A 17,688-nucleotide genomic window follows, 5' to 3' on the forward strand; every position below is an offset into this window, starting at 1 on the left:
ACAAACGCGACTACATATTCCACGGCACCCTGGCCACCGCAGCCCTCATCATCTGGCTCCGGGACCTCGCCAAAGAGCCATCAGACACGCCCTAGAGCAAGGAGCGCTGGGTCAAGACGGCGCACAGCGCACGGGGGCGTCGCACGGTGGCGACCGCGACGTCCCCGCTGCGCCTGTGCGCCGTTGGCCGGGTCCCGCTCGCGGAAAGTCTGAGTGCAGAGCGAGCCAGCACGTACGGAAATGGGGTCCGGTCATGGCCAGTACGTTCCAGCGGGGCAAGATCCAGGCGATGTTCGAGGCCTTCGACGCGGACGGCAACGGGTACCTGGAGAAGCCCGACTTCCAGGCGCTCGCGGCGCGTTGGGGGCGGCTGCCCGCCGTGCGGGCGCGCGGGGAGCTGGCCGCCCGGGTGGAGGGCGTCATGCTCGGCTGGTGGGACCACCTCGCCGCCAACGCGGGCGTCGGCGACGACGGCGGCATCGACATGGACGCGTTGATGGCGATGGTGGACCGCCTCCCGGCGATGGCGGGCGCGGTCACCGCCACCGCCGACACCGTCTTCGACGCGGTGGACGAGAACGGCGACGGCCGGATCTCGCGCGAGGAGCACCGCGAGCTGATCGACACCTGGCACGGGCGGCGCACCGAGACCGAGGACGTGTTCGACGTGCTCGACCAGGACGGTGACGGCTATCTGGACCGGGCCGAGTTCGCGGTGCTCTGGACCCAGTTCTGGACGAGCGACGACCCCGCCGAGCCGGGCAACCTCATGTGCGGCCACCTGCCGGGCCAGCGCGCCGCCGGGCCGTGAACCGAAGCGAACCCCCGACACTCCGGTGGCCGGCCGGGCCGTGACCCGAACCGAAACCGCCGAGGCCGAGGTGCACCAGCACCTCGGCCTCGTAGCCCTCGCACGGCACCGCGCACCCCTCCCGTTTGCGCCGCGTCAGCGGGGCATACGGACGGTGTGATCTTGGTCGGGGCGGTGTGCCCCACCGGGCCCGGGCCCAGGGGAGGAGCTGCCGTACATGACCGTGCCAGTGCGCCGTCCAGCCGCCACACGGCTGGGGGGCCGGAAGCGGGCCGATTTCGACCTGCGCGAGCTGTCCTTCCGGTTCGGGGCGTTCGCCTTCGTCGTCGCCGGGGTCGGCTTCACGTACCGCTCCGCCCTGCGCGCCGACACCCACCGCTTCGGCGCCCTGCTGGCCGCGCTGGCCTTCGTCTTCTTCACGCTCGCCGCCCTGCACAGCCGCTGGCTGCGCCGCGTCCAGCACGACGTGCCGGACGCCCCGGCGGCGCCGGTCCCCGCGGGGTGGCCCGCCACCGGCGAGGAGCCGACGGTGGTGCTCGATCCCACGTCCGCGCCGTACGAGCCGGTCGACCCCCAGCCGTATGAGCCGTACGAGTCGTACGACTGGCCTGCCCTCGACCCCTACGACTTCGAGGACGCCGTCGCCGACCTCTGTGAGCGCGAGGGCTGTCGCGACGTCGAAGTCGTCGGCGGTGCGGGCGACTTGGGGGCCGACGTGGTCGCCACGGCTCCCGACGGGCGCCGCGTGGTGCTGCAGTGCAAGCGGTACGCCGCCGACAACAAGGTCGGCTCGCAGGACCTGCAGCGCTTCGGCGGGACCTGCTACACCGTCCACGACGCCCAGCTGGCCGTGGTGGTCACCACCAGCGAGTTCACCGAGCCCGCGCTCGACTACGCGGACCGGACGGGCATCCTCTGCTACGACCTGGCCGCGCTGAGCGCCTGGGGCGACGGTACGGGTCCCGCGCCCTGGAAGGTCCGGCAGACCGAGTTCCCTGCACCGGACCCCGCGGCCACCGCGTGAGGCGTCACAGCCGTCCGTACTTCCGCACGGCGAGCGGCGCGCACACCGCGATCAGCACCGCCGACCAGGCGAGGGCGCCCGCCACGGGGTGGGACACCGGCCAGGCGGCGTCGACGGGCACCGGCGCGTTGCCGAAGAGGTCGCGCACCGCGGTCGCCACCGCGCTGATCGGGTTCCACTCGGCCACCGTGCGCAGCCAGCCGGGCAGGCCCCCGGTGGGCAGGTAGGCGTTGGAGAGCAGCGGCAGCATGAAGGTCGCGCTGCCCAGCTGGCCGGCCGCCTCCTCGCTGCGCGAGGCCAGGCCGAGCAGGATCCCGATCCAGGTGGTCGCGAACCGGAAGAGGAGCAGCAGCCCGAAGGCCCCGAGCGCACCGGCCGCCGACCCTTCGACGCGCCAGCCCATGGCCAGCCCGACCAGCACCAGCGGGACCAGGCCGACGGCCGTGGTCGCCAGGTCGGCGAGTGCCTGGCCGAGCGGGACGGCCGCCCGGCTGACCGGCATCGTCCTGAAGCGGTCGGTGACGCCCCGGTGGGTGTCCTGGGCGGCCTGGAACATCCCCGTCATGATCCCGTTCGCCGCGGTCGCCACCAGCATCCCGGGCACCACGAAGGCCCGGTACTCCTGGCCGGGCATGGCCAGCGCGCTGCCGAGGACGTACCCGAAGAACAGCAGGAAGACGACCGGCATCGTCTGGGTGAGCACCAGGATCGACGGGGCGTGGCGCACCCGGCGCAGATGACGGCCGAGGACGGCCCCGCCGTCGTACAGGATCCCGTTCACGCGGCGACTCCCTTGCCGGTCAGGTCGTTCCGGGCGGTCAGGCTCAGGAACACCTGGTCCAGGGTGGGCGGGCGCAGGGACGCGTCGACGACGAGCACGCCCGCGGCGTCGAGCGCGCGCACCAGTCGCGGCAGGGTGAGGGTGGCGTCGAAGCTGACCGCCCCGACCGTCAACTCTTCGGCGTTCCACGACGGTTCGCGCCCGGTGAGCTGGTCGAGCACGGCCGCCGCGGGCGCCAGGCCCGCGCTGTCGGCGACGACGACCTGTGCGTAACTGCCGATCAGTGCCTTGAGTTCGGCGGGGGAGCCGGTGTGCGCGGCGCGGCCCCCGTCGACGAGGACGATGTCGTCGGCGAGCTGGTCGGCCTCCTCCAGGTACTGGGTCGTGAGCAGTACGGTCGTCCCGCCGGCGGCCAGTTCGCGCACGGCGTCCCAGATCCGGCCCCGGCTGTGCGGGTCGAGCCCGGTCGTCGGCTCGTCCAGGAACAGCACCGCCGGGTGGCCCAGCAGGCTCGCCGCCAGGTCCAGCCTGCGCCGCATGCCGCCCGAGTAGGTGCGCGCGGGGCGGTCGGCCGCGTCGGCGAGCTCGAACCGCTCCAGGAGTTCGTCGGCCCGGGCGCGCGGCACGCGCAGCAGCCTGGCGAAGAGCCGCAGGTTCTCCGCCCCCGTCAGGTCCCCGTCCACCGAGGCGTACTGCCCGGTGACCGCGATGTGGCGGCGCACGGACGCGGGGTCGCGCAGCACGTCGTGCCCCGCGACGCGCGCGGAGCCGCCGTCGGGTCGCAGCAGGGTCGTCAGCACCCGTACGGCCGTCGTCTTTCCCGCCCCGTTGGCGCCGAGCACCCCGCAGACCGTGCCCTCCGGTACCGCGAGATCGAGCCCGCGCAACGCCTTGACCTGCCCGAAGGACTTCTGCAGACCTTCACTAAGTACAGCGTACGTAGTTGTCATGTGGGTGACCCTACCGTACTACGTACGCTGTACGTAACTACGATGGTGGGCGAGGTGATGAGCCATGGCGGGCCGACCGGCCGAACCCGAAGTGATCTGGGCGCGCCCCGAGCGGGCGGGCAGGGGCCCCGCGCCCGCGTACACGCGCACGGACATCGCGGCGGCCGCCGTCGGCATCGCCGACGCGGACGGCCTCGACGCCGTCTCGATGCGCCGCGTCGCCGGGCAGCTGGGCTGCGGGACGATGTCGCTCTACAACTACGTGCCGCGCAAGGAGGACCTGTACGAGCTGATGCTCGACCACGTCAGCGCGGAGTACGACCTGACCGGCCCCAGCGGTGACTGGCGCGCGGACATGCTGGACCTCGGCCGGCAGGCCCGGGGCATCCTGCGGCGCCACCCCTGGCTGATCCGCGTCATGTCCACGGGGTACGCCCAGGGGCCCAACGCCCTGCGGTTCCTGGAGCACGGCCTCGCCTGCCTGGCGGACCTCGACCTCGCGGGCGGCGCCAAGATGGAGTTGCTCGCGTCCGTCAACGGCACCGTGATGACCGTGGTCTCCAGCGAACTCGCCGTCTCCGAGCGGAGCCGGGGCCTGCCCTGGCCGCCCGAGCGCGAACAGGAGGTCCGCGCCGCCTACCTGGGCAAGGCGCTGGCGACGGGGGAGTACCCGCACCTCGCGGAGGTCTTCGCTACCGCGGACCCGCCGCCGGACCCGGACGAGATGTTCGAGCGGACGCTGCGGCGGGTGATCGACTCCTTCGCGTGATGCGTGATGCGTGATGCGTGATGCGTGATGCGTGATGCGTGAGGTGCGACCGGCGCCGTGAACTCCGTTCCGCGGCAGCGTGGCTGATGCCAACTCGGGCGCGTCCGGATCCTGAACCCGCCTTGCCCAGAGGACTAGACCAATCTAGATTGGTGCATCATCCGAGATCGGTCGCGTGCACCGCACGAGTCGGCAAGGACTGCGAGGTCGTCATGCCCACCGCCCCGCCCGAGAGCAGCCCCACGCCCGCCTACCAGCGCATCGCCGCCGACCTTGCCGCGTCCATCGCCGCAGGTCGCATCCCCGCCGGCGGCAAGCTCCCGCCCGAACGCGACCTGGCCCGCCAGTACGGCGCGGCCCGCGCCACCGTCCGGGCCGCCTTGGAGCTGCTGCGGGAGGAGGGTCTCGCCGTGACGGGCCGCAGGGGCACCACGGCCCGCCCGCCGACCGGACCGCACGGCCGCCGCACGGGCGCCACGGAATCCGCCACGCCCTTCGCGGGGGCAACCCAGCCCGCGCGCGGCCGCCTGTTCAGCGCCTCCGTGGCCCCCTCGGTCGCCGCCGAGCTCGGCGTGCTCCCGGGGCAGCGCGTCCTCACCCTGCGGCACAGCGAGAACCACTCGCTCACCCGCGACGAGCACGACGCGGTCACCTACTTCACCCGGCTCGCCACCTCCCACGTGCCGGAACTGCGGCAGTACCTGCGCAGGCTCCCCGTCGCCAACCCCGACCTGCGGGAACTACCCCACTGGTGTGAGCGGGCGGGGCTGCACGGCACCCTCAAGGAGACCGTCACCGTCACCCGCCCCGCCACCGGAACCGGCCGCCACTGGCCGCACCTCAGCCTGCGCCGCCACTACTTCGACCAGCACGGGCGGCTGCTCTCGCTGACCGAGGTGACGCCGCCGCTGTCCTGGACCGAGGTCACGCTGGAGTCCGTCAACTCGGCCGCCTGTCTGGTCAGCTGAGCCCGCCCGGCCCCGGCACCGGGCCCGGCTCCCCGCCCCGCGCGGCGCCTCACGCGGCGTCCAGGCGGCGCGTCGCGGGCTCGGCGGAATCACCCGGCCGGTCGACCCCGTCGACCAGGCGGAGGTGCTGCGCGCGAGCCGCGTGCCGGGGCTTCTCCGGCCCCTTGCGTACGATCCAGTCCTCGCAGTGGTCCATGGCGAACAAGACCAGGCCCAGTGCGGGCAGCAGCAGGACGGCGATGACGATCACGATGCGGACCCTTCCCCTCGGCGGTACTCGTGCGGGTTTCCGCCCGGGCCGAGAGCAGTAGCGGAGAGTTGTGAAAGTCCGGTGACCATCGGCGCGGGGGTGCGGTGGGTTCCGGCCACCGGGGGCGGACGGAGCCCGGCGCAACGCGGGGCCACGCGACCGACACGCAGCCGTCATGCGCGCACCGGAATTCCCTCGCGGAGAGCGGCAGTTGTCCTGGATATGACTCTAGGTGTAGCGCTCGACGCGTCCAGTGCCGTGAACCAGGTCGACGCCAGTGTGGAGCTGGCCCGGCAAGCCGCCGCGGCGGGGCTGACCTCGGCGTGGTTCGGCCAGACCTTCGGCGCGGACTCCCCCCAACTGGCCGCCCTCGTCGGCCGCGAGATCCCCGCCCTGCACGTCGGCACCTCCGCGGTCCCCGTCTTCGGCCGCCACCCCCTGACCGTCTCCGGACAGGCCCAGACCGCGCAGGCCGCCACCCACGGCCGCTACCACCTGGGCCTGGCGCTGGGCACCAAGCTCCTCACCGAAGGCGGCTTCGGCCTCCCCTTCGAGCGGCCGGTCGCCCGGCTGCGTGAATTCCTCACCGCACTGCGGCAGTTGACCGAAACCGGGTCGGCGGACTTCCGTGGGCAACTGCTCACCGCCGCCACCCCGATCCCGGCCCGCGTGCCGGGCGCCGAGAAGCCCGTACCCCTGCTCGTCGCGGCGATGGGGCCGCAGGCGCTGCGCGCCAGCGGCGAGCTGGCCGACGGGATCCTGCCCTACCTGGCAGGCCCGCGCGCCCTGGAGGAGCACATCGTGCCCGCCGTCACGGCCGCGGCGGAGTCGGCCGGCCGTCCCGCGCCCCGCGTCGTGGCGCTGGTCCACGGCGTGGTCACGGACGACGTCGACGCGGTGCGGGAGCGGGCGAGCGAGCGGCTGGCCTTCTACGAGCAGATCCCCTCCTACGCGCGCGTCATCGAGCTCTCCGGCGGCCGCAGGGCCTCCGACGTCGCCGTCATCGGCGACGAGAAGAAGGTGGCCGACGAGGTGCGGCGCTACCGGGACGCGGGTGCCACGGAGGTCGTGTTCGCGGGCACCGACCTGTCTGGCGAGGCCGACCGCCTGCGCACCTGGGACCTGCTCGGCTCGCTGGCCTGAGGGCGACGGGCCGGCCGGGAGTGAGTGGGAGAGCCCAACGGGCCCTGCGGACAAGCCGGGAGCGAGCGGAGGAGCCCAACGGGCCGTATGGATAGGTCGGGAGTGAACAGATGAGCCCAACGGGCCGTATAGATAAGGGTGTTGACGAGCACAGGTCCTTCACCTCTCGAAGCGGGAAAAGGTCCGCACCCTCCCCTTGACGGCTGTTGCGTTCACCTCTTAACTCCGAAGCGGCCCCAGTATCACGACGCGTCGCACCAACCCCACGTGCGCGACCGTCGGTTCAGGGCCACGACGCACTCCTTCCAGCCCCACCCGATGGAAACCCCACCCCATGGAAGCCCCCCACACCATGGAAGGGAGAGTCATGGACTCCCCGCGCACCCTCCGGCGGCCGGGACGCCGCCTGCTCCTGTCCGCGACCGCCGTCCTGTCGCTCGCCGTCGGCCTCACCGCCCTCCCGGCCGAGGCCAACGCGCCGTCCCCGCGCGAGACCACCGTCCTGTGGGAGCCGTTCGACGGCCCCGAGGGCGCGGGGGCCGACCCGGCGCTGTGGACGAACGAGACGGGCGGCCACGGCTACGGCAACAACGAGCGCGAGTACTACACGCCCGGAAACTCCAACGCCAGGCTCAACGGCCAGGGGCAGCTCGTCATCACCGCCCGGCGCGAGAACCCGGCCGACTACCCGTGCTGGTACGGCACGTGCCAGTACACCTCGGCCCGCCTCAACAGCCTGGGCAAGTTCCAGGCCCAGTACGGCCGTGTCGAGGCCAACATCAAGATCCCGCGCGGTCAGGGCATATGGCCCGCGTTCTGGATGCTCGGCGCCGACTTCCCCGGGGTCCCGTGGCCCGACTGCGGCGAGATCGACATCATGGAGAACGTCGGCAAGGAGCCGAGCACCGTGCACGGCACCGTCCACGGCCCCGGCTACTCGGGTGCGGGCGGCATCACCTCCTCGTACTCGCTGCCCGGCGGAGAGCCGTTCGCGGACGGCTTCCACACGTACGCGGTCGACTGGGCGCCCGGACGCGTCACCTGGCTGGTGGACGGCGTCGCCTACCGGACCCTCACCAGGGACGAACTCGGCGGCAAGCCCTGGGTGTTCGACAAGCCGTTCTTCCTGATCCTGAACCTCGCCGTCGGCGGGGCGTGGCCCGGCGACCCGGACGGCTCCACGACGTTCCCGCAGGAGATGGTGGTCGACTACGTGAAGGTGTCCACGGCCTGACCGCCCCGCATCCGGCCCTCGGCGGCGGCGCGCACGACCACCCCGGTGCGCGCCGCCCCCGCGCGACCGTCGTCAGGCCACGACGTCCCGGCGCAGCGGCACCGGGCGCCCCCGCCCCGCCGCCGTCAGCCGGAACGCGTCCAGGGCCAGGGTCATCTCCGTCAGGTCCCTGGGGCGCGACAGCGAGCGGGCCGTCAGCTGCTCCAGGCGGCGCAGCCGGTTGAAGACCGTGTTGCGGTGGCAGTACAGCCGGGCCGCCGCGCGTCCCGCCGAGCCCTCGCACTCCAGCCACACCTCCAGCGTCTCCAGCAGGATCGCCTGGTCGCCCGGATCCAGTTCGAGCAGGCCGCCCAGCACGTCCGCGACCAGCAGCCCCGCCAGCTCCGGCTGGCCCACCACCAGGGCGCCGCCCATCCTGCGGTCCAGGCGCACCACCCGGCGGGAGCCCGGGGGACTGGTGCGCAGGGCCAGTTCGGCGAGCCTGCGGGCCCGCCCGAGCTCGGCCAGGCCGTGCACCACCGGGCTGATCCCGCCCGGTCCCGGGCAGCGGCCCTCCAGCAGCTCCGACAGGGCGTCCAGGCCCGTGCCCTCCGCCAGCGACACCACGCCGATCTCGCAGTCCGCGCCCATCCGCCACACGAACCGCACCCCGGTGCCCTGCACACGGCGGTGGAACGGCTCCGGGACCTCGCGGCGGTCGTGCCGCAGCACCACCACCGCGTACCGCCCGTGCTCGGGCAGGTCGAGCCCGGCGGCGGCGCGCGACGTCAGCTCCGGCGAGTGCTCGCCGTGCAGCAGCGCGTCCAGGAGCGCCTGGAGCTGCTCGTCGGTGCGCTGGCGCAGCTCCAGCTCGGTCGTCCGGTACGACTCCGAGACGGTGTCGGCCTGCGCGTCGATCGCCGACCACACGAGGGTCGCCGAGTGCGTCAGCGCGGTCAGCCGGGGCGGGCTCGCCGACGCGCTCTCGACCAGGGCGTCCCACACCAGGTGCCCGCCGTGCCGGTAGGCGTGCACCACCAGCTCCAGGGGCATGCCCTGCTCCGCCCTGCGCCGCCCCACCTCGTCGGCGTGCTTCAGGTCCCGGCGCGGCGTGTCGCGCGGCGCCGAGATCATCTCGATGCCGATGCGCAGCGCCTCGTGCGCCTCGTGCCAGTGCTGGTCGTAGGGGAGGATCCGGCCGTACGCCGGCTCGTACTCGTGCAGCTCCCTCAGGTGCTCGTCCACCAGGTCGGGGAGCTGGACCAGAAGCTCCGTGCACGCCTCGGCCAGCAGCCGCCAGTCGTCCTTGGTGCGTGGTCGTCGCCGTCCCATGCCCGGAGGATGCCACTCCGTACGCGATCCCGGCAGGGCCTTCACGCGCCGCGTTGTGCTCGTGCACAACGGGGCCCGTCGGCCGCTGGGCACCGGCAGCGATTCCTCCGCACTCCGTGGACGCGCCCTCGGGCGCGGTGCTGGGGTGTGCGCCATCGAACGGGCACACGGAAGGGGAACGAATGGGAGGGACCGGACTCGCCCTCGAGGTCAGTGACCTGTCGGCGGGATACGGACCGGTGCGCGCCCTGAGGAAGGTGTCGCTCACGGTGCCCGAGGGTGCCGTCGTGACCGTCCTCGGCGGCAACGGCGCGGGCAAGTCCACGCTGCTCAGGGCCGTTTCGCGCACGCTGTCGTTCCACGGCGGAGCCGTCACCTCCGGCACCGTCTCCTTCGGCGGCCGGCCCCTCGGCGGCCTCACCCCGGACCGGGTCGTCGCCGCCGGGGTCTGCCAGGTACCGGAAGGGCGGCAGGTGTTCGCCCGGATGACGGTGGAGGACAACCTGCGGGCCGGGGCGCTCGGCGGGCGCGGCGACCGTGCCGCCAGGGCAGCGGCCCTGAAACGGGTCCACGAGCTCTTCCCCGTGCTCGCCGAACGCGCCGGGCAGCGCGCCGGGCTGCTCTCCGGCGGCGAACAGCAGATGCTCGCCGTCGGCCGCGCCCTGATGGCCGGGCCGAAGCTGCTGCTGCTGGACGAGCCGTCGCTCGGCCTCGCCCCGCTGATGGCCGCCCGCATCGCCGACACCGTCCGCGAGATCAACGCCCAGGGCACGTCGGTGCTCCTGGTGGAGCAGAACGCCGCGCTCGCGCTGCGCCTGGCCACCTCCGCGTACGTACTGGAGGTCGGCGAGGTCACCCTGTCGGGACTGGCCGCCGAACTGGCCGCCTCCGACGAGGTGCGCCGCCGCTACCTGGGCGTCGTCGACGAGGAAGCAGCCGCCGACGGGGCGGGCGCCGCCGCCGTCCACCCGGTGCTGGCCCGCTGGGAGGACGCCGGATGAGCGCGCCCGACGCCCGCGTCCCCGTACCGGCCGAAAAGGCCCCCCACGCCGACGTGCCCGCCCTGGAGGTACGGGACGTCACCGTGCGCTTCGCCGGGCTCACCGCGCTGGACGCGGTCTCCTTCACCGTCCGCCCCGGCACCGTGCACGCCGTCATCGGCCCCAACGGCGCCGGCAAGTCCACCTGCTTCAACGTGCTGTCCGGCGTCTACCGCGCCACCTCCGGCAGCGTCCGCTTCGGGGCGGCGGAACTCACCGCGCTGCCCCCGCACAAGATCGCCGGCCTCGGGGTCGCCCGGATCTTCCAGAACCTGGCCCTGCCGCCGCTCGCCACGGTCGAGGACAGCCTGATGCTCGGGCGCCACCGCCTCACCCGGACGGGCTTCGTCGCCGCCGGGCTCCGGCTCCCCTCGGCCGCCCGCGAGGACGCCCGCCACCGCGCCCGGGTCCGCGAGATCGCCGCCTTCGTCGGCCTGGAGAAGCAGCTGGGCCAGCGTGCCGGATCGCTCCCGTACGGACAGCAGAAGCTCGCCGAACTGGCCCGCGCGCTGTGCATGGAACCCCGGCTGCTGCTCCTTGACGAACCGGTCGCCGGAATGACCGCCGACGAACGCCGCCGGACCGCCGCCGTGATCGCCGGGGTCCGCGACAGCCTCGGCATCTCCGTCGTCCTCGTCGAGCACGACATGGGCGTGGTGATGCGGCTCGCCGACGCCGTCACCGTGCTCGACTTCGGCCGCCGCATCGCCGACGGCGCCCCCGGCGACGTGCAGAACGACCCCGCGGTCGTCCGCGCCTACCTCGGAGAGGAGACCGCCGAGTGACCACGTTCGCCGAACTCCTGCTCAACGGAGTCTCGTTGGGCTCCATCTACGCCCTCATCGCACTCGGTTTCGTGGTGATCTTCCGCGCCACCGAGGTCGTCAACTTCGCCCACGCCTCCCTGCTGCTCGCGGGCGGCTACTTCACCGCCGTCCTCCACGACGACATCGGCTTCTGGCCCGCGCTGCTGGTCGGCATCGGCGGCGCCGCGCTGGTCGGGGCCGCCGTCGAGTTCCTGGTGATGCGCCGCTACCGGGGCTCGGACAGCAGCGTCCTGGCCATCGTCACCATCGGTGTCGACATCCTGCTCGCCACCGAGCTGACCCGGCGCATCGGCACCGACATCCTGACCAACGGCGACCCGTGGGGCGACGCCGTCGTCACCTTCGGTCCGGTCGCCCTGGCCCAGACCCGGATCGCCGCGTTCGTCGCCGCCGCCCTGCTGATCACCGCCTTCCTGCTGGCCTTCCGGTTCACCTCCTGGGGCGTGGCGATGCGCGCCGCCGCCGAGAACCAGGAGACCGCCGCCCTGATGGGCATCCGCCTCGGCCGGGTGTCGCTCGGCGCCTGGGCGGTGGCCGGCGCGCTCGCCGCCGTCGCCGCGCTGTTCCTCACCGTCTTCCCCACCCCCGGCCTGGAGCGCACCACCTCCCTCGCCGCCATGAAGGCCTTCCCCGCCGCCATCCTCGGCGGCCTCGACTCCACCACCGGCGCCCTGGTCGGCGGACTGCTCGTCGGCGTCACCGAGTCCCTCGCCACCGGCTACCAGGGCGACCTGACGTTCCTCGGGCGTGGCATCGGCGACCTCGCCCCCTACCTGGTGATGATCGCGGTGCTCCTGGTGCGCCCCGCCGGACTCTTCGGCACGAAGGAGCTCGCCCGTGTCTGAGACCCTCTCCCGGGGCGGCCCCGCCGCGCTCGCCCGCCCGCGCGTGTACGGCTGGGCGGTCGCCGGGCTCGTCGTCGCGGCCCTGCCGTTCTACCTGGACCGCTTCTGGCTCCAGGCCGGGCTCTTCGCCATGGCCGCCGCGATCGGCGCCATCGGCATCAACCTGCTCACCGGCGCGACCGGCCAGCTCTCCATGGGGCACGCCTTCTTCCTCGCCGTCGGGGCCTACGGCTACTGCGTGTTCGCCGGGGACGGCGGCGACAAGCTCACCGGCTTCGGGCTGCCCGGCTGGCTCGCCGCGGTCCTCGCCGTCGCCCTCGCGGGCCTGGCCGGGGGCGCGTTCAGCCCCATCTCCGGCCGCCTCCAGGGCGCGTACCTCGGCATCGCCACCCTCGCGCTGATCTTCATCGGGCAGCACGTGCTGTTCAACGCCCACGACCTCACCGGCGGCTACAACGGCCGCGCCGTGCCCCCGCTGTCCCTGTTCGGCATCACCTTCGACGACAGCGAACTCCTGGTCGCCCAGGTGCCGTTCGGATCCGCCGAGAAGCTCTGGTACCTCGGCCTGGTGCTCCTGCTCGGCGCGGCCCTGTTCGCCCGGGGCGTGCTGCGCGGCCGGCCCGGACGGGCCATGAACGCGATCCGCGACCACCGCGTCGCCGCCGGGGTGATGGGCATCCCGGTGGCCCGCTACCGCGCCGCCGTCTTCGTGCTCTCCTCGATGTACGCGGGCCTGGCGGGCGTGCTCCTCGCCCTGGTCTTCCAGCGCACCGTGCCCGAGTACTTCGGGATGCTGCTCTCCCTCGACTACCTGGCCATGATCGTCATCGGCGGTCTCGGCTCGGTCGCCGGAGCGGTGGTCGGAGCCGCCTTCGTCTCCCTGCTCCCGCAGGTCCTCACCCGCTACAGCGACTCGCTGCCGCTGGTCTCCGCCCCCGGGACGGGCGGGATCGCACCGGGGGAGGCCGCCCGCTACTTCTACGGCGCCGCCGTCGTCGCGGCGGTGCTCTTCCTGCCCGGAGGCCTGGTCCGGCTGGCCGCCCGGAAGCCCAAGCGAACCGACCGACCCGCGCACACCTCTGGGGAGGAACGATGAACCACCGACGCCACACCACCACGACCACGGCCGTCGCACTCGCCGTACTCGTCGCACTGACCGCCGCCGGATGCAGCTCCAAGGCCACGTCGGGCGACGACGACGGCGCCGGGGCGGGCGGGGTGAAGGGCGGGAAGGGGGTCACCGACAAGAAGATCACCATCGGCGCCCTCACCGACATGACCGGCGTGTACGCGACGCTCGGCAAGAGCGTCACCCAGGCCCAGCAGCTGTACGTGAAGCAGGTCAACGCGGCCGGCGGGATCTGCGGACGCCAGCTCGAACTGACCGTGCGCGACCACGGGTACGACCCGCAGAAGGCGCTGTCGGCCTACACCGAGCTCGAACCCAAGGTCGCCGGGTACATGCAGTTCATCGGCTCCCCGTTCGTCGCCGCCGTCAAGCAGCGCGTCGACGGGCAGGACAAGGGCCTGGTGCTCCCGCAGGCCTGGTCGGCCTCGCTGCTCGGCTCCCCGTACATCCGCGTCCTCGGTGCCACGTACGACATCGAGACGATCAACGCCGTCGACTTCCTGGTCAAGCAGAAGGGGCTGAAGTCCGGCGACAAGCTCGGGCACGTCTACTTCGAGGGCGACTACGGCGAGAACGCGCTGGCCGGCTCCAAGTACGCCGCGCAGAAGGCCGGTCTGACGGTCGTCGAGCAGAAGATCAAGCCGACGGACAACGACATGTCGGCGCAGGTGGCCGCGCTCAAGCAGGCCGGGGTCAAGGCCGTCGTGATGAGCACGGGACCCCGCCAGGCCGCCTCGCTCGTCGGCGTCGCCGCGGCCACCAGGTTCCAGGTGCCGGTCATCGGCAACAACTCCGCCTTCGCGCCGCAGCTGCTCGGCACCCAGGCCGGACCCGCGCTGGAGAAGATGTACTGGGTCGCCTCGCCGAGCCTGCCCATCGGGGCGGACATCCCGGCGGCCAAGAAGCTCGTCGCCGACTACCAGGCCGCCTACCCCAAGGACAGCCTCGACAACGGCATCGTCGCGGGCTGGACGGCCGCGGGCGTCTTCGGCGAGGCGCTGAAGAAGGCGTGTGCGGCCAAGGACCTGAGCCGCGCGGGCATCGACAAGGCGCTGCTCGGCCTGAACGCGTACGACGCGGGCTTCGGCAAGCACGACTTCAGCGACCCCAAGTCCCCGTCCTCGAAGGAGTCGGCCATCCTCCAGCCGGACAAGTCGGTGCCCGGCGGCATGCGTACGGTGAACCAGCTCGCGGTCTCCGACGAGGCCAAGGGCTTCACGCCGGCCGTGAACTGACGCCGGGTACTGGCCCCCGGAGCCGTCCGCACGCCCCGTCGCGCCCTGCGCGCGACGGGGCGTCGCCATGCTCGCCGTATCCATCAATTCGGCGTATCTCGAAGTGAATTGACGACGCATCAGATAGTGCACGACAGGCGCTCCCGCCAACAATCCGTACTATGGTACAGATTCATGGTCGACCAGCGTCTCGCCAGCGGTGCGCGCACGCGCTCCGCCCTCATCCAGTCCTCCATCGGCATCCTGATGGCCGAGGGGGACCGCGCCGTCACCCAGCGGCGCGTCGCCGAACGGGCCGGGGTCTCCCTGGCCTCGACGACGTACCACTTCCGCACCGTGGGCGACCTGTTCGCCGCCACCTTCGAGGAGATCACCCGGCGCACGGTCGGCGACCTGCGGGCCTACGCGCAGGACGTGCTCGCCGGGCGGACCGAACTCGTCGACGCCGCGGTCGCCTTCGCGTCCCGGCCCCCCGACGGTGACGCGATCGCCCCGGACGGCACCCTGCGGCTCTTCCTCGCCGCGGCGCACCGACCCGAACTGCGCCCGCACTGCGACGCGTTGGTGGCCGCCATCGCGGAGGTCTTCCAGCCCTTCGTCGGCCCGCCGCACCGCGCCGCCACCCTGGTCCGCAGCTTCCTTGGCATCCTGCTCGCCGAAGTGGCCCGCGGGCCCGAGCGCGACTCCGCGCGACTGCGCGACGACCTCGACGTCCTGCTGGTGACGTTCGGCGTCGTCGAGTCCGTCGCCCGGCACCGGAACACGTCCACCGCACCGGAGCACGACGAGACGAGCGAGGGAGTAGACCCGTGAACCTCTCCGGAACCACCACGGCCTGGCCCACCCGGCGCGCCGGACGCGCCACCGTGCTCGCCCAGTTCGGGGCCGCCCGCACCGACCTGCTCCACTGGGCGCTCACCACCGGGGACCCGCTGGCCGACGCGGCGGCCGAGGAGATGCACGCGCTCGGGATGCGCAGGGCCCGCGCCCTCTTCGCCCGTGGCGTGCGCGAGGGCCTGGAGGCCCTGGAGGACGCGCCGCCGGCGTTGTCCGCCCTGCTCGCGGCCGCGCAGAGCGTCCCGGCCTACGTCGACGACGACCTGCTCGACACCGGCTCCTCGGCGTACTTCTCCTCCCCGGCCTCGGTCCACATCGTCTCGCTGAGCGCCGGATCGCTGGTGCGGGTCTACGAGTCCCCGTCCATCGCCACCGTGCTCGCCGCCAGCGGCCGCTTCGTCGACGACGCGGGCCGCCGCATCCAGGAGACGGGCCGGTGGCTCCTGAAGGCCATGCTCCCCGGGTCCCTGCGCAGGGGCGCGCCCGGCTACGTGGCCACCCTCGAAGTCCGCATGCTCCACGCCCACATGCGCAGACACGCCCTCGAACGGGGTTACGACGCCGAGGCGTTCGGCACTCCCGTCAACCAAGTGGACCTGGCCCGCACCTGGATGGACTTCACCCTGACGGCCTTCACCACCGAGGAGGCGCTGGGCCAGGGGCTCTCCCGGCGCGAGACCGCCTCGCTGTACCGCTACTGGTGGTACGTCGGCCACCTCCTCGGCATCGACAGCAGGCTCATCGAGGGCATCGCGGACAACACCGCGGCCCGCCGCCTCGACGACGTGCTCCAGGCGGTGACGGGCCCGCTGCCGCCCGAGGCGGCGGTGCTCACCGACGCGACGCTGCGCGCCGTCAGCGACGAGCTCAGGGAGCTGCTGCACGTCCCGCCGTACCTCTCGCGGCCGTTCCTCGACGCCATCACCCGCCGCACCCACGGGGACGCCGTCTGCCAGGACCTCGGCGTGCCCGCCCGGCCGGTCGCCGGCCTGCTCCTGGCCGCCACCACGGCGACGCTGCGGCGGCGCCGCGAGCGGTACCGGGCCGATCCGGCCGCGTGGCGGACCCGGCACGCCGGGAACCTCCAGGAGGTACGGCAGTTCCTGGCCGAGGCGGCCGAACCCACCGCCTTCGAGCGGGGCGCCACCTCGGGGGCCGACTGACCCGTGCCGTGCCGGACCCGTGGCGGTCCGGCACGCCCGCGTACGATCCGCACCCATCGCCGGGTTTCGGCCTTTCCCGGCCCCGGCTCCCGAAATGTGCGGCACGGCGTGCCTAGGCTGCCAGGGCTACGTCACCAACCGCGGTTAGGGGTGTGTCCGTTGAGCGAGCGCAGCATTCTGATCTCCGGGGCCAGCATCGCAGGCCCGGCGCTGGCCTCCTGGCTCGGGGCGTCGGGCTGGGACGTCACCGTCGTGGAACGCTTCCCCCGGCTGCGCGAGGAGGGCCAGAACATCGACGTGCGCGGCGTCGGGCGGGACGTCCTGCGGCGCATGGGCCTGGAGGAGCTGGTGCGGTCGGCGCACACCGGGGAGAGCGGGACCGAGTTCGTCGACGAGCGCGGCGGGACGATCGCCTACTTCCCGGCCGGTACGAGCGACTCCGGCGGCAGCACCGCCGAACTCGAGGTCCTGCGCGGCCAGCTCTCCAAGGTCCTGCACGACCAGTCGAGCGACCGTGCCGCGTACGTCTTCGGCGACCAGATCACCGCCCTGCACGACGACGGGACCGGGGTCGACGTGGAGTTCGCCAAGGGCGCGGGGCGCCGCTTCGACGCCGTCGTCCTCGCCGAGGGCCTGCGCTCGCACACCCGCTCCCTGGTGCTGCCCGAGGCGCCCGTGCGCGAACTCGGCCTGTACATCGCGTACGCCAGGATCCCGCGCACCGCGTACGACAACAGCAACTGGCGGATCTTCACCGGGGACCGGGGACGCACGGTGTCCCTGCGCCCCGACAACCTGGGCACCACCCAGGCCTTCCTGAGCCTCGTCACCGACGTGCGCGGCCTCGAACTCGTGGGCCGCGACGGGATCGTGAACGTCCTGCGGCGCACCTTCGGCGACCTCGGCTGGCAGACCCCGCGCGTCCTCGACGCGCTGGAGGACGACGCCCTCTACTTCGAGGCGATCGGCCAGGCCAAGCTGCCCACCTGGAGCAGGGGCCGCGTGGCGCTCCTCGGCGACGCGGCCTTCTGTGCCTCGCCGATCAGCGGCATGAGCACCACCCTGGCCCTCACCGGGGCCTACGTCCTGGCGGGCGAGCTCACCGGCGGGGCGGACCCGGCCGCCGCCTTCGCCCGGTACGAACGCCTGATGCGCCCGTTCGTCACCCGCGCCCAGAAGCTCATGCCGGGCGCCCCGCGGCTGGTGCACCCGCGCTCGCGCGCGGAGCGGAGCCTGTTCCGGGGCGTCGTACGGGCCATGGGCACGCCACTCGCCTCGCGCGTGGCGGCACTCGCGTCGGGACCGATGCCCGCCTCCCCGGCCGACACGATGACGCTGCCGGGGTACCCGATGCCGAGCCCCGGAGCCTAG

Annotated in this window: 18 protein-coding genes; 14 read left to right on the forward strand and 4 right to left on the reverse strand. The window is 73.2% G+C overall.

Annotated elements, in window-relative coordinates:
* The first annotated feature begins 253 nt into the window (after nucleotides 1-253).
* Complete coding sequence (locus tag ABT160_RS40295; RefSeq protein ID WP_351653694.1) at nucleotides 254-811, forward strand: EF-hand domain-containing protein; 558 nt, start codon at nucleotides 254-256, stop codon at nucleotides 809-811.
* A gap of 217 nt (nucleotides 812-1,028) precedes the next feature.
* Nucleotides 1,029-1,835: a restriction endonuclease gene (locus ABT160_RS40300; protein ID WP_351653696.1), complete on the forward strand. Its 807-nt coding sequence runs from the start codon at nucleotides 1,029-1,031 to the stop codon at nucleotides 1,833-1,835.
* Between the two features lie 4 nt (nucleotides 1,836-1,839).
* On the opposite strand, the gene ABT160_RS40305 is transcribed toward ABT160_RS40300, so the two are convergent.
* Together ABT160_RS40305 and ABT160_RS40310 are read right to left on the reverse strand one after the other, a co-directional pair.
* The gene (locus ABT160_RS40305; RefSeq protein ID WP_351653698.1) at nucleotides 1,840-2,616 is read right to left on the reverse strand and encodes an ABC transporter permease; all 777 of its coding nucleotides are present in this window, start codon (nucleotides 2,614-2,616) and stop codon (nucleotides 1,840-1,842) included.
* Nucleotides 2,613-3,566 (reverse strand): ATP-binding cassette domain-containing protein, encoded by a 954-nt coding sequence (locus ABT160_RS40310; RefSeq protein WP_351653700.1) that lies wholly within the window; start codon nucleotides 3,564-3,566, stop codon nucleotides 2,613-2,615. The genes ABT160_RS40305 and ABT160_RS40310 overlap by 4 nt, the downstream gene beginning before the upstream one ends.
* Nucleotides 3,567-3,630: 64 nt before the next feature.
* Here ABT160_RS40310 and ABT160_RS40315 point away from each other — a divergent pair, with 64 nt between their 5' ends.
* Nucleotides 3,631-4,335: a TetR/AcrR family transcriptional regulator C-terminal domain-containing protein gene (locus ABT160_RS40315; RefSeq protein ID WP_351653702.1), complete on the forward strand. Its 705-nt coding sequence runs from the start codon at nucleotides 3,631-3,633 to the stop codon at nucleotides 4,333-4,335.
* Nucleotides 4,336-4,487: 152 nt separating this feature from the next.
* Complete coding sequence (locus ABT160_RS40320) at nucleotides 4,488-5,303, forward strand: GntR family transcriptional regulator (protein WP_351653703.1); 816 nt, start codon at nucleotides 4,488-4,490, stop codon at nucleotides 5,301-5,303.
* 49 nt (nucleotides 5,304-5,352) lie between these two features.
* Here ABT160_RS40320 and ABT160_RS40325 read toward each other — a convergent pair whose 3' ends face one another.
* Entirely contained in the window at nucleotides 5,353-5,553 is a 201-nt protein-coding gene (locus ABT160_RS40325) for a hypothetical protein (RefSeq protein ID WP_351653705.1), read from the reverse strand.
* Nucleotides 5,554-5,775: 222 nt separating this feature from the next.
* On the opposite strand from ABT160_RS40325, the gene ABT160_RS40330 reads away from it, so the two are divergent.
* Nucleotides 5,776-6,696, forward strand: coding sequence for an LLM class F420-dependent oxidoreductase (locus ABT160_RS40330; RefSeq protein ID WP_351653706.1), 921 nt, complete (start codon nucleotides 5,776-5,778; stop codon nucleotides 6,694-6,696).
* A 367-nt stretch (nucleotides 6,697-7,063) separates the two neighbouring features.
* Entirely contained in the window at nucleotides 7,064-7,930 is an 867-nt protein-coding gene (locus ABT160_RS40335; RefSeq protein WP_351653708.1) for a glycoside hydrolase family 16 protein, read from the forward strand.
* Between the two features lie 72 nt (nucleotides 7,931-8,002).
* On the opposite strand, the gene ABT160_RS40340 is transcribed toward ABT160_RS40335, so the two are convergent.
* Nucleotides 8,003-9,241: a PucR family transcriptional regulator gene (locus ABT160_RS40340; protein WP_351653710.1), complete on the reverse strand. Its 1,239-nt coding sequence runs from the start codon at nucleotides 9,239-9,241 to the stop codon at nucleotides 8,003-8,005.
* Between the two features lie 182 nt (nucleotides 9,242-9,423).
* On the opposite strand from ABT160_RS40340, the gene ABT160_RS40345 reads away from it, so the two are divergent.
* The 8 genes from ABT160_RS40345 (at nucleotide 9,424) to ABT160_RS40380 (ending at nucleotide 17,688) form a co-directional block, all read left to right on the forward strand.
* Complete coding sequence (locus tag ABT160_RS40345) at nucleotides 9,424-10,242, forward strand: ABC transporter ATP-binding protein (protein ID WP_351653712.1); 819 nt, start codon at nucleotides 9,424-9,426, stop codon at nucleotides 10,240-10,242.
* Complete coding sequence (locus ABT160_RS40350) at nucleotides 10,239-11,066, forward strand: ABC transporter ATP-binding protein (protein WP_351653714.1); 828 nt, start codon at nucleotides 10,239-10,241, stop codon at nucleotides 11,064-11,066. The genes ABT160_RS40345 and ABT160_RS40350 overlap by 4 nt, the downstream gene beginning before the upstream one ends.
* Complete coding sequence (locus ABT160_RS40355) at nucleotides 11,063-11,953, forward strand: branched-chain amino acid ABC transporter permease (RefSeq protein ID WP_351653716.1); 891 nt, start codon at nucleotides 11,063-11,065, stop codon at nucleotides 11,951-11,953. The genes ABT160_RS40350 and ABT160_RS40355 overlap by 4 nt, the downstream gene beginning before the upstream one ends.
* Entirely contained in the window at nucleotides 11,946-13,049 is a 1,104-nt protein-coding gene (locus tag ABT160_RS40360) for a branched-chain amino acid ABC transporter permease (protein ID WP_502984389.1), read from the forward strand. Before ABT160_RS40355 ends, ABT160_RS40360 begins: the two co-directional genes overlap by 8 nt.
* Entirely contained in the window at nucleotides 13,046-14,317 is a 1,272-nt protein-coding gene (locus ABT160_RS40365; protein WP_351653718.1) for an ABC transporter substrate-binding protein, read from the forward strand. Before ABT160_RS40360 ends, ABT160_RS40365 begins: the two co-directional genes overlap by 4 nt.
* Before the next feature lie 174 nt (nucleotides 14,318-14,491).
* Complete coding sequence (locus ABT160_RS40370; RefSeq protein ID WP_351653720.1) at nucleotides 14,492-15,130, forward strand: TetR/AcrR family transcriptional regulator; 639 nt, start codon at nucleotides 14,492-14,494, stop codon at nucleotides 15,128-15,130.
* Complete coding sequence (locus ABT160_RS40375) at nucleotides 15,127-16,317, forward strand: oxygenase MpaB family protein (RefSeq protein ID WP_351653722.1); 1,191 nt, start codon at nucleotides 15,127-15,129, stop codon at nucleotides 16,315-16,317. The genes ABT160_RS40370 and ABT160_RS40375 overlap by 4 nt, the downstream gene beginning before the upstream one ends.
* A gap of 159 nt (nucleotides 16,318-16,476) precedes the next feature.
* Nucleotides 16,477-17,688 carry an FAD-dependent monooxygenase gene (locus ABT160_RS40380; RefSeq protein WP_351653724.1) on the forward strand — a complete coding sequence of 404 codons (1,212 nt, stop codon included), beginning with the start codon at nucleotides 16,477-16,479 and terminating at the stop codon, nucleotides 17,686-17,688.

Source organism: Streptomyces sp. NPDC001941, assembly GCF_040296945.1.
In the GTDB taxonomy this organism is placed as follows: domain Bacteria; phylum Actinomycetota; class Actinomycetes; order Streptomycetales; family Streptomycetaceae; genus Streptomyces.

What these genes read in the sequence shown, in the direction of transcription:
- ABT160_RS40300 (WP_351653696.1), top strand. Translation starts at nt 1,029, where the DNA reads ATGACCGTGCCAGTGCGCCGTCCAGCCGCCACACGGCTGGGGGGCCGG.
- ABT160_RS40315 (WP_351653702.1), top strand. Translation starts at nt 3,631, where the DNA reads ATGGCGGGCCGACCGGCCGAACCCGAAGTGATCTGGGCGCGCCCCGAG.
- ABT160_RS40350 (WP_351653714.1), top strand. Translation starts at nt 10,239, where the DNA reads ATGAGCGCGCCCGACGCCCGCGTCCCCGTACCGGCCGAAAAGGCCCCC.
- ABT160_RS40335 (WP_351653708.1), top strand. Translation starts at nt 7,064, where the DNA reads ATGGACTCCCCGCGCACCCTCCGGCGGCCGGGACGCCGCCTGCTCCTG.
- ABT160_RS40330 (WP_351653706.1), top strand. Translation starts at nt 5,776, where the DNA reads ATGACTCTAGGTGTAGCGCTCGACGCGTCCAGTGCCGTGAACCAGGTC.
- ABT160_RS40370 (WP_351653720.1), top strand. Translation starts at nt 14,492, where the DNA reads ATGGTCGACCAGCGTCTCGCCAGCGGTGCGCGCACGCGCTCCGCCCTC.
- ABT160_RS40340 (WP_351653710.1), bottom strand. Translation starts at nt 9,241, where the DNA reads ATGGGACGGCGACGACCACGCACCAAGGACGACTGGCGGCTGCTGGCC.
- ABT160_RS40310 (WP_351653700.1), bottom strand. Translation starts at nt 3,566, where the DNA reads ATGACAACTACGTACGCTGTACTTAGTGAAGGTCTGCAGAAGTCCTTC.
- ABT160_RS40295 (WP_351653694.1), top strand. Translation starts at nt 254, where the DNA reads ATGGCCAGTACGTTCCAGCGGGGCAAGATCCAGGCGATGTTCGAGGCC.
- ABT160_RS40365 (WP_351653718.1), top strand. Translation starts at nt 13,046, where the DNA reads ATGAACCACCGACGCCACACCACCACGACCACGGCCGTCGCACTCGCC.
- ABT160_RS40345 (WP_351653712.1), top strand. Translation starts at nt 9,424, where the DNA reads ATGGGAGGGACCGGACTCGCCCTCGAGGTCAGTGACCTGTCGGCGGGA.